The organism is Romboutsia faecis, from assembly GCF_014323405.1.
Classification (GTDB): Bacteria; Bacillota; Clostridia; order Peptostreptococcales; family Peptostreptococcaceae; genus Romboutsia_E; species Romboutsia_E faecis.
In genome coordinates this window covers 39492-56844 of record NZ_JACRWE010000005.1, presented here as the reverse complement: position 1 = coordinate 56844, position 17353 = coordinate 39492, and the positions used below count along the sequence as shown (strand labels likewise).

General features: G+C 27.2%; 16 protein-coding genes. 2 read left to right on the top strand and 14 right to left on the bottom strand.

Features of this window, described 5'->3' with window-relative positions; genetic code table 11:
• Positions 1 to 87: 87 nt before the first annotated feature.
• On the bottom strand, positions 88 to 2322 hold the full coding sequence (locus H8923_RS11755) for a Lon protease family protein (protein ID WP_153971939.1): 2235 nt from the start codon (positions 2320 to 2322) through the stop codon (positions 88 to 90).
• A 119-nt stretch (positions 2323 to 2441) separates the two neighbouring features.
• On the bottom strand, positions 2442 to 3341 hold the full coding sequence (gene queG / locus H8923_RS11750) for a tRNA epoxyqueuosine(34) reductase QueG (protein WP_153971940.1): 900 nt from the start codon (positions 3339 to 3341) through the stop codon (positions 2442 to 2444).
• A gap of 63 nt (positions 3342 to 3404) precedes the next feature.
• Here queG and H8923_RS11745 point away from each other — a divergent pair, with 63 nt between their 5' ends.
• The gene (locus H8923_RS11745) at positions 3405 to 3812 is read left to right on the top strand and encodes a RusA family crossover junction endodeoxyribonuclease (RefSeq protein WP_147542032.1); all 408 of its coding nucleotides are present in this window, start codon (positions 3405 to 3407) and stop codon (positions 3810 to 3812) included.
• A 70-nt stretch (positions 3813 to 3882) separates the two neighbouring features.
• Here the strand turns inward: H8923_RS11745 and H8923_RS11740 are convergent, their stop codons facing one another.
• The 10 genes from H8923_RS11740 to H8923_RS11695 all read right to left on the bottom strand — a co-directional run bounded on the left by H8923_RS11740 (position 3883) and on the right by H8923_RS11695 (position 12909).
• Positions 3883 to 4878 carry an aldo/keto reductase gene (locus H8923_RS11740; protein WP_153971941.1) on the bottom strand — a complete coding sequence of 332 codons (996 nt, stop codon included), beginning with the start codon at positions 4876 to 4878 and terminating at the stop codon, positions 3883 to 3885.
• Positions 4879 to 4926: 48 nt separating this feature from the next.
• Entirely contained in the window at positions 4927 to 5763 is an 837-nt protein-coding gene (locus tag H8923_RS11735; RefSeq protein WP_153971942.1) for a deoxyribonuclease IV, read from the bottom strand.
• A gap of 86 nt (positions 5764 to 5849) precedes the next feature.
• Positions 5850 to 6422, bottom strand: coding sequence for an ArsR/SmtB family transcription factor (locus tag H8923_RS11730; protein ID WP_153971943.1), 573 nt, complete (start codon positions 6420 to 6422; stop codon positions 5850 to 5852).
• A gap of 81 nt (positions 6423 to 6503) precedes the next feature.
• Entirely contained in the window at positions 6504 to 7421 is a 918-nt protein-coding gene (gene glsA / locus H8923_RS11725) for a glutaminase A (RefSeq protein WP_153971944.1), read from the bottom strand.
• 199 nt (positions 7422 to 7620) lie between these two features.
• A complete protein-coding gene (locus H8923_RS11720) occupies positions 7621 to 9288 on the bottom strand; it encodes a nucleoside kinase (protein ID WP_153971945.1) in 1668 nt (555 codons plus the stop codon).
• 54 nt (positions 9289 to 9342) lie between these two features.
• On the bottom strand, positions 9343 to 10095 hold the full coding sequence (locus tag H8923_RS11715) for a sugar phosphate isomerase/epimerase family protein (RefSeq protein WP_243239224.1): 753 nt from the start codon (positions 10093 to 10095) through the stop codon (positions 9343 to 9345).
• Positions 10096 to 10100: 5 nt separating this feature from the next.
• Positions 10101 to 10634 (bottom strand): signal peptidase I, encoded by a 534-nt coding sequence (gene lepB, locus H8923_RS11710; RefSeq protein WP_153971947.1) that lies wholly within the window; start codon positions 10632 to 10634, stop codon positions 10101 to 10103.
• 44 nt (positions 10635 to 10678) lie between these two features.
• Positions 10679 to 11200, bottom strand: coding sequence for a signal peptidase I (gene lepB, locus H8923_RS11705; RefSeq protein ID WP_243139950.1), 522 nt, complete (start codon positions 11198 to 11200; stop codon positions 10679 to 10681).
• 44 nt (positions 11201 to 11244) lie between these two features.
• Positions 11245 to 12045, bottom strand: coding sequence for a hypothetical protein (locus H8923_RS11700; RefSeq protein WP_153971949.1), 801 nt, complete (start codon positions 12043 to 12045; stop codon positions 11245 to 11247).
• A gap of 147 nt (positions 12046 to 12192) precedes the next feature.
• Positions 12193 to 12909 carry a PrsW family intramembrane metalloprotease gene (locus H8923_RS11695; protein WP_153971950.1) on the bottom strand — a complete coding sequence of 239 codons (717 nt, stop codon included), beginning with the start codon at positions 12907 to 12909 and terminating at the stop codon, positions 12193 to 12195.
• Between the two features lie 121 nt (positions 12910 to 13030).
• Between H8923_RS11695 and sleC the strand changes: the two genes are divergently transcribed.
• Positions 13031 to 14305: a spore cortex-lytic germination protein SleC gene (gene sleC / locus H8923_RS11690; RefSeq protein WP_153971951.1), complete on the top strand. Its 1275-nt coding sequence runs from the start codon at positions 13031 to 13033 to the stop codon at positions 14303 to 14305.
• 119 nt (positions 14306 to 14424) lie between these two features.
• On the opposite strand, the gene H8923_RS11685 is transcribed toward sleC, so the two are convergent.
• The gene (locus H8923_RS11685; protein WP_153971952.1) at positions 14425 to 15798 is read right to left on the bottom strand and encodes a DUF3298 domain-containing protein; all 1374 of its coding nucleotides are present in this window, start codon (positions 15796 to 15798) and stop codon (positions 14425 to 14427) included.
• Between the two features lie 94 nt (positions 15799 to 15892).
• The gene (locus H8923_RS11680) at positions 15893 to 17353 is read right to left on the bottom strand and encodes a TrkH family potassium uptake protein (protein ID WP_153971953.1); all 1461 of its coding nucleotides are present in this window, start codon (positions 17351 to 17353) and stop codon (positions 15893 to 15895) included.

The following is a 17353-nucleotide window of genomic DNA, read 5'->3' as shown; positions in this document are numbered from 1 at the left end:
CTATAACAAATAAAAAAGCAAAAACTATTTAGTTTTCGCTTTTTTATTTGTTATATTAATTACCCTTTTTAAAATATTATAAATCATTTATTTAGAAGTATCTCTTAATTTAGCAAAACTATCCAATCTTTCTTTAACTAATGACTTTATCTCACTAAACTTCATATCCGTTAGTATTTCCATAGCTTCTTCAATATTGTTTACAGTGTAAATATGGAACATACCTTCTTTTATAGCATTATTAACCTCTTCGGATAAAATCATATTTCTACTATTATTCTTTGGAATTATTACACCTTGATTCCCATTTAAACCTTTATTTTTACATGTATAGTAAAATCCTTCTATTTTCTCAGTGATTCCTCCAACTACTTGTATCTCACCTTTTTGATTAATTGATCCAGTTGCCGCAATATTTTGTTTTATAGGTATTCCTCCTAATGAAGATAGTATTGCATATAGTTCTGCTCCAGATGCACTGTCTCCATCTACACCTCCATAACTTTGTTCAAAGCATATAGATGCGTTCATTGATAAAGGATATTCTTGAGCGAAGTTCTCAGATAAATATCCAGATAAAATTAAAATACCTTTATCATGTATAGAGCCACTCATTTTAACTTCTCTTTCAATATTTATAACTCCTCTGTTTCCTATACTTGTTGTCGCTGTTATTCTTGAAGCCCTTCCAAATGAATATTCTCCTGTACTCAGTACAGATAGACCATTAATAACTCCTACTCTCTGTCCTTCTGTATCTATCAATGTAAATCCATTTTCTATAGATTCATCCATCTTGCACTCTATTTTATTTAGTCTCTTTCTTTTTTCATTTATAGCCATCTTCACATCATCTTTATCTACAAACTCTGAATTATTGATTTCAGCATATGTGTTCCCCTCTACAATTACTTCCATAATCTTATTAAATTCAGTAGATAATCTATCTATATCACCAGATAATCTTGTGCTAAAATTTATAACTTCTTGAACTGCATCATAGGTAAAGTGTTTCAAATTATTTTTTTTACATTGAAGAGCTATAAATCTGGCAATACCCATTTCATTATCTTCATTTTTATTCATCTCATTATCGAAGTCTACAAAAATCTTAAAGTACTTACTAAAGTCATTATCATAGCTATACAGAAGATTATATAAATAATTACTTCCTATTAATATTACCTTTATATCAATTGGTATACTCTCTGGATTTATAGATGTATTAGTATCAATAATTATTTTTTTAGATTGAATAGTTCTTTTTAACATATCCCAAGATAATTCATATCTAAGTAATTGGTCTGCATATAAAACTAAATATCCTCCATTAGCTTTATGAACAGCTCCTGGAATTATTTTCGTAAAATCAGTTTTTAAATTTCCATTATAATAATCGTACTCTATCTTTCCAAATAAGTTTGCTGGACTAGGATTAGTCTCTACTATAATAGGTGCTGAAGAATTAGTTTTTTCATCTTCATTATCTACAAATAAGTTCACTCTGTATTTTAAGAAATGATCCTTATCTACCTTATCTTTTAATTCTTCATCATCCATATAAAATAAAAATATATTTTCTAATATATCATCTCTTAAATTTTTTAAATACTGTACTACTTTCTCATATTCTTTATATTTTTCGCTTAGTTCATCTATATGAGGATCTATAATGAATCTTCCTATTTCTTCTTCTAAGCCTAATAATGCTTCTTTTGCTTCATCTTCTATATCTCTTATTTTATATACAGTTTGAATCGCCATATGTTCTAGTTCTCTTTTTGTTTTATAAAATTCTTCATCTGATACTTCTTCTTCATAGTCTTCTTTTAAAGGAACGAAAACCATACCTAACCTACTATTCTTTAATTTAAAACCTCTTTCTTCTCCATACTTTTTAATTTCTTTTAAAAGAGATTCTTTTTCTATATCATAACTTTCTAATAGTTGATTTTTACCTAATTCATAATCTTCACTTTCAAAGGCATCTTTTAATTCATCTAATAATGCTTCTATTAGTTTTTCTATATCTTTTTTAAATACTTTTCCTAATCCTATTTTTAAACCAATGGATATCGGGTCTCTAGGATGCTCAAAGTTATATACATAGCACCAATCTTTATGTCTAGCTTTGCCTACTGAATATTTATTTAATGCTTTTAGTGTATATGTGGTTTTACCTGTTCCTGAATGTCCTGACACATATATATTGTAAGCTGAATTATCTATTTTAAGTCCTACCTCCATAGCCCTAATAGCTCTTTCTTGGCCTAGTATTTCATCTAGTACTTCTATTTCAGATGTATTTTTGAATTTTTGCATATTTCCCCCCTCTTTCCTCTTTATAATAAACCTTTGATTATACAGTAAAGTGAATATATATAGTTATATGTACTAAGGTATATTTTTTCTAATATAAAAAGAAGCCTTTATTCATTCTATTAAGGCTTCTCTAAAATTATTTCTATATTTCTTTTTATTATATTTTTTCCTCTCCAACTAAATGCTCTATCACCATATCTTCGCTTAAATTCTTTATTAGAAATGTCATTTATTTCTTCATATTCTAACTTCGTTATTTGATTATCTATAAATTCATTTATTTCTGTTTTAGATATTCTTTTATTATGAGGGCACACATCTTGGCATATATCACAACCAAATATCTTTTTATTATCTCTTAGTAATGTTTTTTCTTCTTCTGAAAAGTCACCTTTCTTTTGAGTTATATAAGATAAACACCTTTTAGGATTTAATTCATAATTTCCCAATATCGCATTTCCCGGACAATATTTTACACATTTATTACATTTTATACAGGTTTTTGGTAATGGTTTATCTACATGAAATTCATAATTATTTACTATATACCCTATAAAAATATATGAACCGTATTCATCTGTTATTATATTATTATTTATTCCAAAATATCCTATTCCGGCCAAGTATGCTAAGTGTCTATCTACTAATGGTCCATTATCAACGAAGTATTTATATTCAAAATTATTTATTTCTTCAGATAAGTAATCACATATTTTTTGTAAATAATCCTTAGCAACTAAGTGATAATCCTTTCCGTAACAATACTTAGATAAATTAGAATCCTCATATTCTCCTGTGTAATATGGAAATGCACATACAATTATTGATTCAGCATTTTCCATAATAAGTTTAGGATTTATTCTTTTTTCTATTACTTCTTCTTCCATGCCTGTAAAGTGACCGTTAGATAATTTATTTTTTATTATTCTTTCTAAATTATCGTAAGGACCAACGCCTGCAATTCCAACGTATTTCAATCCTATATTCCTACAAAAACTCTTTAATTTTTCACTATTCATAAAATCCTCCTTTCATTAATTTACGATTACATTTATAATTACTAATCGTAAGGATGTGATACTTTGATTAAATTAACAATACCCGGTAGACCTATAAGTAAATCAAATTTTAAACTTCATAATATACACGGTCAAGCATGGATGCCTTCAACTGGTAAACACTCTAAATATTTAGCTTATGAGAATATGATTGCTGGTTATATAAATCAACAATATTTCGGTGAAACAATAGAAGAAGATTTGATAACAGTTTTAAAACTGTATTTTCCAAATAAACGTATGGGTGATTTACATAACTATCCTAAAAGTATCTGTGATGGAATAGAAAAAAGTGGCATAATAAAAAATGATAAACAACTAAAACCCGTACTACTTTTTGACTTCATAGATAAAGAAAATCCTAGAGTTGAAATCGAACTTTATCCGGTAGCTGAATATGAAGTTTCTTACTCTATATCAAAAAAAGAATAGAGCAAAATTAAAAGGGGTATGTACCAAAGTTATTTATATAGATTATTTGATACACTCCCCTTTATTTAATTTAACCTAACTTTGCACATACGTTTTCTAACATTTCTATTATTGGAAGATCATATGGGCATTTTTTTTCGCATTTTCCACACTTGACACAGTCACTGGCTTTCCCTTGTAAGCCATCATATCTCTCTTTTGACCATTCCTTTAGATTATATCTCGTATAATAACCTTCTAATAAAAAGTTTTGAGGTATATTTACACCTACTGGACATGGTAAACAATACTCACATCTTCTACAGAATTTACCACCTAAAGTAGTTCTTATCTCTTCTATTTTTTTATTATCATTTTCTGTTAATTCTAAATTATTTAATACATCAACATTTTGTTGAACTTGTTCGATACTATCCATCCCTGGTATAGCTACATCAATATAATCTTTTGATAATATATATTTGATAGCTAAGGTTGCATCATCTAAAGCACCTCCAGCTAATGGTTTCATAACAATTATACCAATGCCTTTTTCATTTGCTTTTCTAAATACTTCATCAGCTTGGCCTTCGACAATATTATATGGAAACTGTATTGTATCAAACTTTTCATCTTCTACTGCATGTTCTATCGTATCTAAACTATGACTAGTTATTCCTATATATTTTATCTTGCCTTCTTTTTGAGCCTCTAATAATGCTCTCATTGCCTTATCATTTTCAAATATAGTCTTATATTCTTCTAACTTAACATTGTGAAGTTGATATAGATCAATATATTCTGTTTGAAGATTTCTTAGACTGATTTCTATATCCTTCTTCATACTTTCATAATCTCTAGACATACTTTTAGTAGCAATAAAGAACTTATCTCGTCTTCCTCTTAATGCATTACCTATATATTCTTCACTTATAGTATATCCTCTAGCTGTATCTATAAAGTTTATATTATTTTTCTCTAGTTCATCAATAACTAAATTAGTATCATCTTGAGTTATCCTTTGTATTGGTATGCCCCCAAATCCAACTCTCTTTATTTTCATATTAGTATTTCCTAAATATCTCATTTGACCCCCGCCTATCTATTAAAATTATATATCTATTATATATTAATCTTAATTATTAGTCAGTATTTCTCTTATCATTTTTATTTCTCTCTTATGACCCTCTTCATCAAAAGGAGTTTCTAAAAAGAATGGTAAGTCCTTTAATTTAGGATGTGTCATAAAGTTGATAATTGCCTCTAAACCAATTTTTCCTTCTCCTAATGGGGCATGTCTATCCTTTTTGTCACCAAATGGCATTAGACTATCATTTAAATGCACTGCTTTAAGTCTATCTAGTCCAATTATTTTATCAAACTCTTCTAATACATTTTCTAAATTATTTACTATATCATATCCTGCCGAGAATATATGACAAGTATCTAAGCATACTCCAATTTTTCCATTATGCTCCACTCCATCAATTATTCTTTTCAGTTGCCCAAATTCAAAACCTATCTCAGTTCCCTTTCCTGACATAGTTTCTAAAAGTATAGTTATATTTTCATTTCCTTTAATACCTTCATTTAGGCCATTAATTATCCTTTCTATACCAAAATCTATTCCACCACCTACATGACTTCCTGGATGAAAACACATATACTCAATTCCAATTGAATCCATTCTCTCTATATCTTCTTTTATTACTCTCCTTGCAAATTCATATACATCATCTTTTGCTCCACCTAAATTCATAGTATACGGTGCATGGGCTAAAAGAGGTCCAAAATTATTCTCTTCTCTTATTTTTTGAAACTTTGCTATATCTTTTTCATCAAAAGCTTTCGCATTTCCTCCTCTTGGATTTCTAGTAAAAAATTGAAAAGTATTTGCATTCATATCTACAGCCGATTGTGCAGCTTTTGCAAAACCTTTAGCAATAGAAATATGTGGTCCTATTATAAGCATGTCGCTCCTCCTTATGTCTATTAAAGTTAATATTGTATAATTTAATTATACCCAAAAAAATAAGTATCAACTAATGTTGATACTTATTATAAATTATACTCTTCTTTTTTCAATATAGGTATACTAACTAGCGCTAGATTATATCCTTCATCTAATTCGCTTTCACACCTTTTATCTAATATTTCATTTACTTTTGTTCTAATAGCTTCATTAATCTCATTAATTTCACTTTCTGCAAATGAAACATCACTATACTCTATAACATTATTCGGTTGAAGCACTTCATTTTCTGCTGCCTTGTAAAAAAGTTCGCTCATATTTTCAAATTTAGATATGCACATATCTTTCTTATCCCCATTATCTAAATTATCTAGTGAAAAATCAATGACTTTTTTACCCACTATTATATTTTTAGCAGTTGGGTAATAGTATTTTTCAACAATTCCGGACTTTATCTTTTCTTCTACTAACTCAAGTATTCCAACTTTGTATAAAGTTTTTATGTGATAGTTGATTTTTGCATGAGGCTCATCTAACATTTGTGACAATTGCTTCGCTGATAACGGCTCTTTTTCAAATGATTTTAGAATGTCTATTCTACGAGGATGTGCAATAGCCTTTATACATTCTAAGTCTCGTAGCACAAGTAACTCTTTCATTCCCCCACCCCTAAAAAAATATTATTTTATTATATTTTAATTATATATTAAGTGTATACAATTGTCAAAAAATTCTATATATTAAAATATACTTAACTCTAACTGTTTCGATAAATCTTCTAATATCTTAATCCCAGCTATACTATTTCCTTTTTTATCTAACGAAGGCCCGTAAACTCCTATACCCATCTTTCTTGGTACAGATGCCATAATTCCTCCTCCTACACCAGATTTTGCAGGTATTCCAACTTTTATTGCAAATTCTCCTGATGCATCGTACATTCCACATGTAACCATAAATGTTTTTACCATTCTGGATACATTTTCACTTATTACACGTTCGCCTGTTTCTATATCTATACCATAATTCGCAAATAAAAGACCTATTCTAGCTAGATCTACACAATCAACTTCTATAGAGCATTGCTTGAAGTATAAATCAAGGATTTCTTCTACATCTCCATTTATTACACCATCATTTTTTAATAAATATGCCATTGCTCTATTTCTATCACCTGTTAACTTCTCTGATTCATATACAGCTTGATTTATTTTTATATCATCATTTTTAGCTATTTTTCTAAAGAAAGCTAACATTCTTTCTTCTTTTTCCTTTAGTGTAGTTCCCTTAATTAATGACGTCGTTACTATTGCACCTGCATTTATCATTGGATTACAAGGTTTTTTAGTATCATCTGTTTCTAATTTCATTATTGAGTTAAAAGGATCTCCACTAGGCTCCATTCCTACTTTTGAAAATACATAAGACCAATCATTATCCATTAATGCCATAGCTAATATAATAGTTTTAGAAACACTTTGTATTGTAAATTTCTTTTTATAATCTCCTGCATAATGAATATTATTATCTTTATCTATTATGCAGATTCCTAAATCTTCTGAATTAGCATTTTTTAATTCTGGTATGTAGCTTGCAACCTGACCAAAATTTGTATATTTTTTGTTTAATTTAATTATGTTATTTAATAAATTTTCCATCTGTCTATAAAATCCTCCTTTGTGCTAACAACTTCCGTAACTTTATCTATTATTATATATTGTATATTATAATACAAAAATTATATGCTATAAAAGAAATTTATATAATATTAAAATAACAAGGCACAAATATAAACTTATGTCATATACACCCTTTAAGTTAAATAGTGTAAAGTTTTATATTCGTGCCTATTCATATTTAATCTACAATTTTACTACCTCCAATAAATTCTCTTAATATAGATGTTGATGGTATATCAGATATATCATCTAATGCTACAAAATATTGTAGAAATTTTAATAATCTATTAGATTCTATATAAGCCCTACTATTCTCCTTAATACTTTCTAATAATGGAGTTACATATTTTTTTAAAACTGCTAATTCGTATAAACAAGCTGAGTTAAATATAACATCGGCTTCTTCTTGATAAGGAAATATATTTTTTTCTTCTCCTCTTCTTACTGAGTTCCAATTAATAATAGTTGTCTCTGCACTATAACCTCTAAAATTATAATCTCTTACTATCCTTCTAATTAACCTTAGATCTGTTGTTGGTATTCTATTGTGGTCATCTAAGTTTATTTGAGTAAGTGCACTTAAATATATTTTAAACTTTTCATTATCAGGTATAGATGATGTTAGTAATGGATTTAATCCATGTATACCTTCTAATATTATTGGCTGATCACTCTCTATTTTTAGCTTTTTATTACTATTAACCTGCTTACCTTGTTTAAAGTCAAATTTAGGTATAGATATCTCTTTTCCTTCTAATAAATCCTTTAAATCTTTATTAAATTGCTCTAAGTTTATTGCATAGATAGATTCAAAGTCATAATTACCGAATTCATCTATCGGAGTATGTTCCCTATCTACAAAATAATCATCTAATGATATAGATACAGGTTTAAGATTATTTACTCTAAGATGAATGCATAATCTATGAGCAAAACTTGTTTTCCCTGATGATGAAGGGGCCGCTATTAATATTATCCTCTTCTTATTTTCTTTTATTATATCAGAAATTTGAGAAAGCTTTTTTTCATGCAGAGCTTCGACTGTTCTTATAACATCACCATATTCATTATTTTCTATAATTTTGTTTAGAGTTAAAACTTTATCTACACCTATTAATTTAGACCATATCTCAGATTCTCGATATATATTAGATAACTTAGGCTGAGGTTTAAATTCTCTTGGTATATTCTTGTCAAATTTACTTGGTCCAAAAAGTATAACTCCATTTTTATATAATTTTAGATCAAATGTTTTTATATATCCTGTTGAAGGTAACATATATCCATAAAAGTGATCTATATAATTATTGCATTTATATATTTTTACATCATCATATTCTTTGTATTTTAATAATTCTGCTTTTTCTATCATTTTGTGCTCTTTGAATATTGAAATAGCTTCTGCTCTTGTAGTGCTTATTTTTTCTATTTCATAATTATTATTTATTATTTCTTCCATTCTACATTTTATATTTTTTATGTCTTCTTCAGTTAAATCCCTACCAATATGAACCTCGCAATATAATCCATTTGATAAAGAATGCTCCACAGTAATCCTTGAATCCTTAAAAATATCATTGCATGACATCATAAATATAAAATTTAGAACTCTAGTATATACTCTATATCCATCTAAATCTGTAGTATCTAAAAATCTTATACTACAATCTTCTTTTACAACATGACTTAACTCTTTTAATTTATTTTTTATAATCCCTAAAGTTATAATCCCACTAGAATCACTTTCAATATCTCTTGCTATTTCTTCTAATTTTATGCCTTCAGAATTCTTATCTATACAGTATTTTTTTACTTCTCCATTTACCTTTAATTCTAAATTCCCCATAGTCTATTCTCCTTTCCCCTACTTATATAGGAAAAAGAGGTATGTATACCTCTTTTATAAGCTTTTTAAAGTTATTAAGGTGTCTTTAATATCCTTGTAATCAATTTCTAAAACTAAGTACTCTGGATTATATTCTAAAACTTTTTTTATGTGTTCCATACATAAGAGTCCTTTTCCTATACCAATATGGATGTCATTGATTCCATCATTATCACTTAAGTGAACTATTTTTAGTTTTTCACTTAATTTATTTATATAGTTATCTTTATTTATTAAAAAATGCCCTGTATCATAACAAAAGCATAATTTTTTTCTCATTGTATTATTAAATATATACTCAAAATCTCTGACATTATTTCCAATATTTGAAAAATCACCTCTTTTTGAATATGTATTTTCTATAGATATAACAATATTTGAATTTAAATAATTATCATTAAAAAATCTCACAATATTATTTAAATACTTTATTCGATTATTCTCCAGCCTATTAGTAATTGCATATCCCAAATGCATATTGAAATATTCTATATTTAAATCACTTAATTTTTTATTAATTTCATTTATAAAACTTATCCATGAGTTTCTTATATAAATTATATTTTCACAAGTGTTAAGCTCCATAGGTAAATGAATCCCAATAGATAAACCTAGCTTTTCGAAATCCTTCTTATACTTTATTAACTCTTCACATTCTTCTAAGTTATCAATACCTACTTCTATATGTTTTATACATTTTTCTGATTTACAAATTTCTATAGCTTCTTCTATATTAAATAAAAGAGCTGATATCCCTACCTTCATCATATCACCTAGTCTACAGGACCAACTTTATTTAAAGGAAGTAATCTTATCATAACTTCTCCCAAAATATCACTTTCATTTACTAAGCCTACATCTTCTGATCTGGAGTCCTTACTATTTTCTCTATTATCTCCCATAACAAATACTTCACCATCTGGTATAACTATATCTATATCTCCAGATGTATATGAATTATCTATATAAGGTTCTTCTATTAACTTATCATTTAAATACACCTGAGAATCCTTTATTACTAAATGATCCCCTTCAGTTGCTATAACTCTTTTTATTAAGTCTTTCTCTTTTCCATTATCTTGTTTTAAATCTGTTTTAAATACTATAATATCTCCTCTTTTTATATCTCCAAATTTATAAGATAATCTGTTCAATATTAAGTAGTCCTTATTATTTAAAGTTGGATACATTGACTCTCCACTAACAATTGTAGGCTTTATAACTTGAACTATTAAAAAAGCTAATACTAATGATATCACTATAGTTTTTGCCCAATCAATTATTTCTTTTTTTAATTTATCACTCATTTGCTCTCTCCTATGTCATTTGTTTATACTATTGTAATGTATATTTAATCTACAAGCCCTATCCTATCAAATGGGTATAATCGTACAGTTACTTTACCCATCACATCACTTTTTTCTATAAGCCCTACCTCTTCATATCTGCTATCTAAACTTTTTTCTCTATTATCTCCCATAGCAAATATTTTATTTTTTGGTATTATAATATCTATATCTCCAGTGGTATACTGCCCGTTGATGTATGGTTCCTCTACCAATTTTTCATTTACATAAACTTTAAAATCTTTAATGACCAAATGATCTCCTTCAGTTGCTATTACTCTTTTCACTAAATCTTTATGAGTCCCATCTTCCTGAAGTAAATCAGTCTTAAAAACTATAATATCTCCAAACTTAGGATTTTTTACTTTGTAAGAAACCTTGCTTATTATTAAATAGTCATTCTCTTCTAGTGTTGGATACATAGATTCTCCTCTTACTAAAGTAGGTCTTATAAATTGAGTAATAATAAATGCAATTATAATAGCTGCTAAAATTACTTTAACCCATTCAAAGACTACATTTTTCATTTTCTCTACCACCCATAACATCTCCCCTAAAATACAATTTTGAACTAATAATTGGCATAGTTTCCGATTAATTGTATTGCTATTTCATTAATATGGTCATACTTATCTATATTTATGCCTAAATCAAGAAGTTCACAAGCCTTAATCAAGTCTTTTGTAACTTCCATTGGATTTCCATATATATATTCAATATCCTCTTTACTTACTCCTTTAAATCCATGACCAACAAGGCTATCATTTCTAAGTCTTATTAAATTTTCTAGCTTATCCCCATTTAAGATTTCAAGAACCTTATCCATTCGCTTTGTATGTTTTACATATCTATTTATATAGTTAGTTACTCCGTGGATTAAATTTCCATTATATATATTATACTTCTTTTTTAAAGTGTATTGAATATTTTTCTTAGATACCATCTTACCATGCATACACACTTTATATTTTTTATTTTCTTTTGTGTTTACAAAAATATATTTAAATAAAGCTTCTTTTAATCGATATAATCTACCTAAAAAATCTATATATTCCTCATTAACAATTTGAATTTTTATATTTGCTATTAACTCTGACATCAAATCTTCAGGTTCACCTTCTATTAAATTCTCTAAATTTGTAACTAAAGATTGCACATCCCCTCTTGATATTACTTGAAATTCCATAGATTGCATAATCTTTAAAGCACTACTAAAATCAAAGTTAACTGCATATTTGCAAGACTTAATTAATAAATATAAGTCACCACCCTCTATTCCACTTTCTTCTAATATCTCTAAAACTCCACCATAGTCGTATCTTGCTAGAAATTTAGATATAGCATATTCTTGTTCTTTAGTTAAAGGTCCCATAATAATACCTCCTAAAATACCTTATACTATTTTAGTATTAATCATGGATATATATTTTATTAGTTTTATTCTCAATTCTTTTTTATTGTAATTTTTATGTTATTTGCTCATTTTAAATCTGAAAATTTCACATTATTTTTATTGATTTTATTTTCTTTGCCTATGTTTTATATATCTTAAAAATCTTACTTTAGAAATCTCCATATATTTATCAAGCTTATCTAAATTTATTTTCCATAAAAATATAATATAAAATATAAAAACCATAATCGACCATCTAAACTTTATTATTAATATAAAGTCAAAAATTCCATGAAGTAAAATTGGTACTAATATAGACATAATAAGATATTCTCTTCTTTTAAATTTATTTTCTTCAAATTTATATTTCCCTACATAATAACCCATAGTTATAGCAAACATTATATGAGCAGGTATAGATATAATTGCTCTACTTAAGCTCACTTGTAAAACAAGTTCATTACTTTCAGATAGTATGTAGATCAAATTTTCAACTGTTGCAAATCCTAGAGATAAAAATACCGAATAAATTATGCAATCTAACTTTTCATTACAATACTTCTCTTTTAATAAGTTAGGTATTAACATAAGTGCCTTTAAAGACTCTTCAGTTAATCCTGCTACTATAAAAGAAGTATATATAATTAAATTCATCCCATCTAATATATTTATTTTAATTAAAAATCGCTCTACAATAATTCCTAAAACGCTAGTTAAAATCCCTAAAACAAAATATTTAATTAATATATGTATAGGTTCCTTATCATATTTATCTTTTAAATATATCCAAAATAGAAACGCTACTATTGGTGATATAGCTAATATAAGTATCTTTATTTTCATTATACATCCTCTTTCTTTATATTTTACCTATTATTATTTCCATTTCCTTAACAAAATAAGATTCAACTTCATAGAATAGAATATAATAGAGCTTAAAATTCTCTAGAGAAAGGGTGATTTTATGCAAGATGGTTTTTTAACAGTAAGTGTAATTGATTCGAACACTAATCGTCCAATCGAGGGAGCTACAGTAAATATATATACTAATCCTACTGAGAGCGGTGAAAGTTCAACTACAGTCTACAGTAATTTAAAAAGTAATATTTCTGGCCAGGTAACCAACTTAACCTTGCCAGCTCCTGATATTGCTTATTCTCAGGCACCTTCTGATGTCAAACCTTATAGTGTATATACTGTTGAAGTAATAGCTGACGGATATAATACTGTAATTATAAATGGAACACAATTATTCCCTACTATTGAAGCACGACAAGGCGTCCCTCTTAGCCAGCTTCAAAGAAGGAGAGGATCATATTCTAGACAAAATGAAGTTGTCTTTGATATTCCTCCTAATACACTTTGGGGTGATTTCCCCCCAAAAATACCAGAAAGTGATTTGAAACCATTACCTGCTCCTACGGGCTTTGTTGTTCTAGATAATCCTGTAGTTCCTGAATTTATAGTTGTTCATGATGGTCTTCCTGAGAATAGCTCTGCTCAGAACTATTGGGTTCCATTCAAAGAATATATAAAAAATGTTGCTTCTTCTGAGATTTATTCTACATGGCCAACTCAGACGATATATGCAAATATAATAGCTATAATTTCTTTTACCTTAAATAGAGTATATACAGAATGGTATAGAAGTAAAGGATATAACTTTACAATAACATCATCTACTGCATATGATCATAAATTTATAAATAATAGAAACTTATTTGATACTATCAATGTAGCTGTGGATGATATATTTAACACATTTATAAAAAGACCTCCAACTGCAAGACAGCCTCTTTTAGCTCAATATTGTGATGGTCAGAAATCCCAATGTCCTAATCAAATGACCCAATGGGGAAGTAAAGATTTAGGAGATCAAGGATATGATTATGAAGGTATATTAAGATATTTTTATGGTGATGAAATAGTGTTTGAAAAAGCTCCAGTTGTAAGTGGAGTACCAGTATCCTATCCTAATGAAACTTTACAAGTCGGTTCAAATAATAAATATGTAAAAACAATACAAAATCAACTTAATGCTATTTCTAGATCTTATCCTGCTATACCTAAAGTTAGAGAAGATGGTATATATGGTGAAAGTACAGCTGAGGCAGTAAGAACATTTCAAAGTATTTTTGGTTTACCTCAAACAGGAGTTGTTGATTTTAAAACTTGGTATGAAATATCAAGAGTTTATGTTGCTGTAACTAAAATAGCATCTTTAAATCCAACAATTTAATATAAATAAATATATAAAGATAGAGTATGAATATATATTTCATACTCTACTTTTATATTTTATAAGCTACTTTTATATTAATCTTATGGTTTGTATATAATGACATTTTTAAATATTAATTATTCAAATATACTTATATAATTTTCCTTTAAAATATGATTAAAACTCTTTATATTTATCTTAAACTCGGGTATTCCAGCAGCATACGGTGCTATTTCATATAAATCAAAGAATATTACTATATTATCATCTTGAATATAAAATTTTTGATTATCACTTATCGTTGTGAATTGATATACTCCTGCATTTTCTTTGTCTTTTTTTACCATATCCTCAATTTGTTTTCTTATTTCATTATTAATAACTTCTTTATAATTAACCTTATCTTTAAATAAATCACTTAAATTTAAAATTTCACCATTTTTCATGTATATATTATATGCTATATTATTGTAATCTCCATGTGCTCCACCACTATACTTGTAGTATGTAACTATAATACTCAACATATTATTACTATTTTTCTTTATTTCAAAATTAGTATTTGCTACAAATTTCCCCTCTTCCTCTGGGAAATCATCTAAAAATTGTTTCGCCTCTTCTTGTGATTTATTATAAAAATCCATGATATCATTTCTTATTTTGTTATTTATATTTTTTTCTATTTGTTTATCTCCAGTCATTACTATAGGTATATTTATTACGCTATTTATATATTTATCTTTTTTATTTATTGTCTGAGTATCTATATTAGCTACTATATCGTCAGTCTTTACCATTTTTATTTTAGCTTTAAAAATATCATATGGTATTTTGAATTCATTTTTATCATTACTCTTACTTTCCCTATAAGGATTAAAATATATATTTATTCCACCATCACTAATATAATAATTTGTATCTTTATCTATATTAATCTTATCTTTATACTCACTAGAATTACTGCTTTTTAAATTAGAAAAGATATACTTCTCTATTACATCCTTGTAGTCCTCATTGTCTTTAAGGAAGTTATCTAAGTATATTCTTTGTCCTGTTTTTAAATCAAAAACGTAACTATCCTTTTCTAATTTAAATTCTTTTCTACCCCATCTTGTACTTTTATAAATTATAAGATTTATTAAACTTTCATCTTCATAAACAATTTGATAGTTTATATCTATATCTTCTTTATATCCATTATTATTAATATCACTTAATTGTATTTGTTGATTTATAAATTCATTTATATTTTTTCTTACATATGAATTTATGTATCTCTCTACAATATCATCTTCATAGTGAATTTTCGGAATCCTTGCATCAATAACTATTTTTTTTTCCTTTATAACTGATCTTTCCTCTGTTATTTTTACAACTTTTAATCCTTCTTCTAAACTTGTCTTTATTTTATCCTGGAGTCTAAATATATTATTAGATTTCATAGAGAAAATAACTAAAAAACCTACCATTAAGAATATAGCTGGCTTAAGTAAATTCCTAATTCCTTTCATTACTTTTCCTCCTAAATATAATCGCTATGATTATATTTAGATTTTTTCAATCTTTTTATCCAATAATCTAAAAAAAGCTATTACAAAATCAAAATTATTTTGTAATAGCTTTTTTAGCAATTTTAAATATAGCGATAAATATAACCCATATTTCAAGTCTTCCAAGTAACATACCAATTATTTCTACCCATAATATTAAACTTGGTGCAGTTGGAGATGTTATTCCTACAGATAAACCTACAGTTCCAAGGGCTGATGAAAACTCAAACATTGCTTCATGTAGTGGGTATTTATATGCTAACATTGTAGCCACACCTAAAACAAATATCACTATATATGCACATATATAATTATAAATTTCTATAACATCATCTTTATTTATAATTACTTTTCCTTCTGCTTTATACACATAATGTTTTTTTACAAAATGCTCTGGAAGAAATTTCGATTTTATATTCCATACTAATTGTTTCATCATTAAATAAACTCTATAAAGCTTTATACCTCCTGAGGTAGACCCCGCACCACCCCCTGTAATCATCAATATTATCATTATAAACATTGCAAAAGGTGGCCAATTATTATATCCAACTGTTGAAAATCCTGTAGTTGACAAAGCTGATACTATTTCAAATAATGCAACTCTACATCCTTTATATAAACCTCCATATAAATCTTTTAATGATACAAATGTAATTAGTGGGATAGCAATCCCTAAAATAAGAAACATAAATCTTATCTCTCCAATTTTTAAGATTTCTTTAAATCGCCCTTTTACTAATAATACATGGGTTGCAAAACTAATCGTACCAAGTATCATTAATATTATAGTTATTAACTCTATATAAACATTATCATAAAACCCTATACTCTCTAACTTTGTTGAGAAACCTCCTGTTGATAAGGCTGCTATTGAATGATTTATTGCATCAAATATCGGCATACCAGTTATAACATATAATGCAGTTCCAGCTATTACATAGCCCAAATATATCGATAAAATCATTCTAGAGGACTTTATAAGATTTGGTAATATTTTATCTGAATGCCCCTCAGAGTTATAAAGCTTCATCCCAAATGTAGATGATAATGCCGATACCATTACTAATACAATTCCTACACCACCAAAAAACTGCATTATGCTTCTATAAATCAAAAATATATGAGGTGTTGACTCTACATCTATTACTGATAGCCCCGTAGTTGTCCAACCACTAACAGATTCAAAATACGCTTGTGTAAAATTTAAATTTTGGCTTATCATAAAAGGTATTGCCGAAAATACAGTAGCTAATATCCATGCACTTACTACTATTACAGCATCTTCTCCAACAGATAAATTTTTATTTGTATCACATTTAAATATTCTTACTAAAACTACCCCTAATATTATACATACCAGCGAAGGACATATAAAACTAATTGCAAAATTCATTTCATTTTTATAAAAAGGCAATATAGATAGTGGTAATAATAGTATTACACCTATTATTACTGCTAAGATACCTATATAATAAAGTAATACATTCCAGTTTTTTATTTTTCTAAGTTCCAT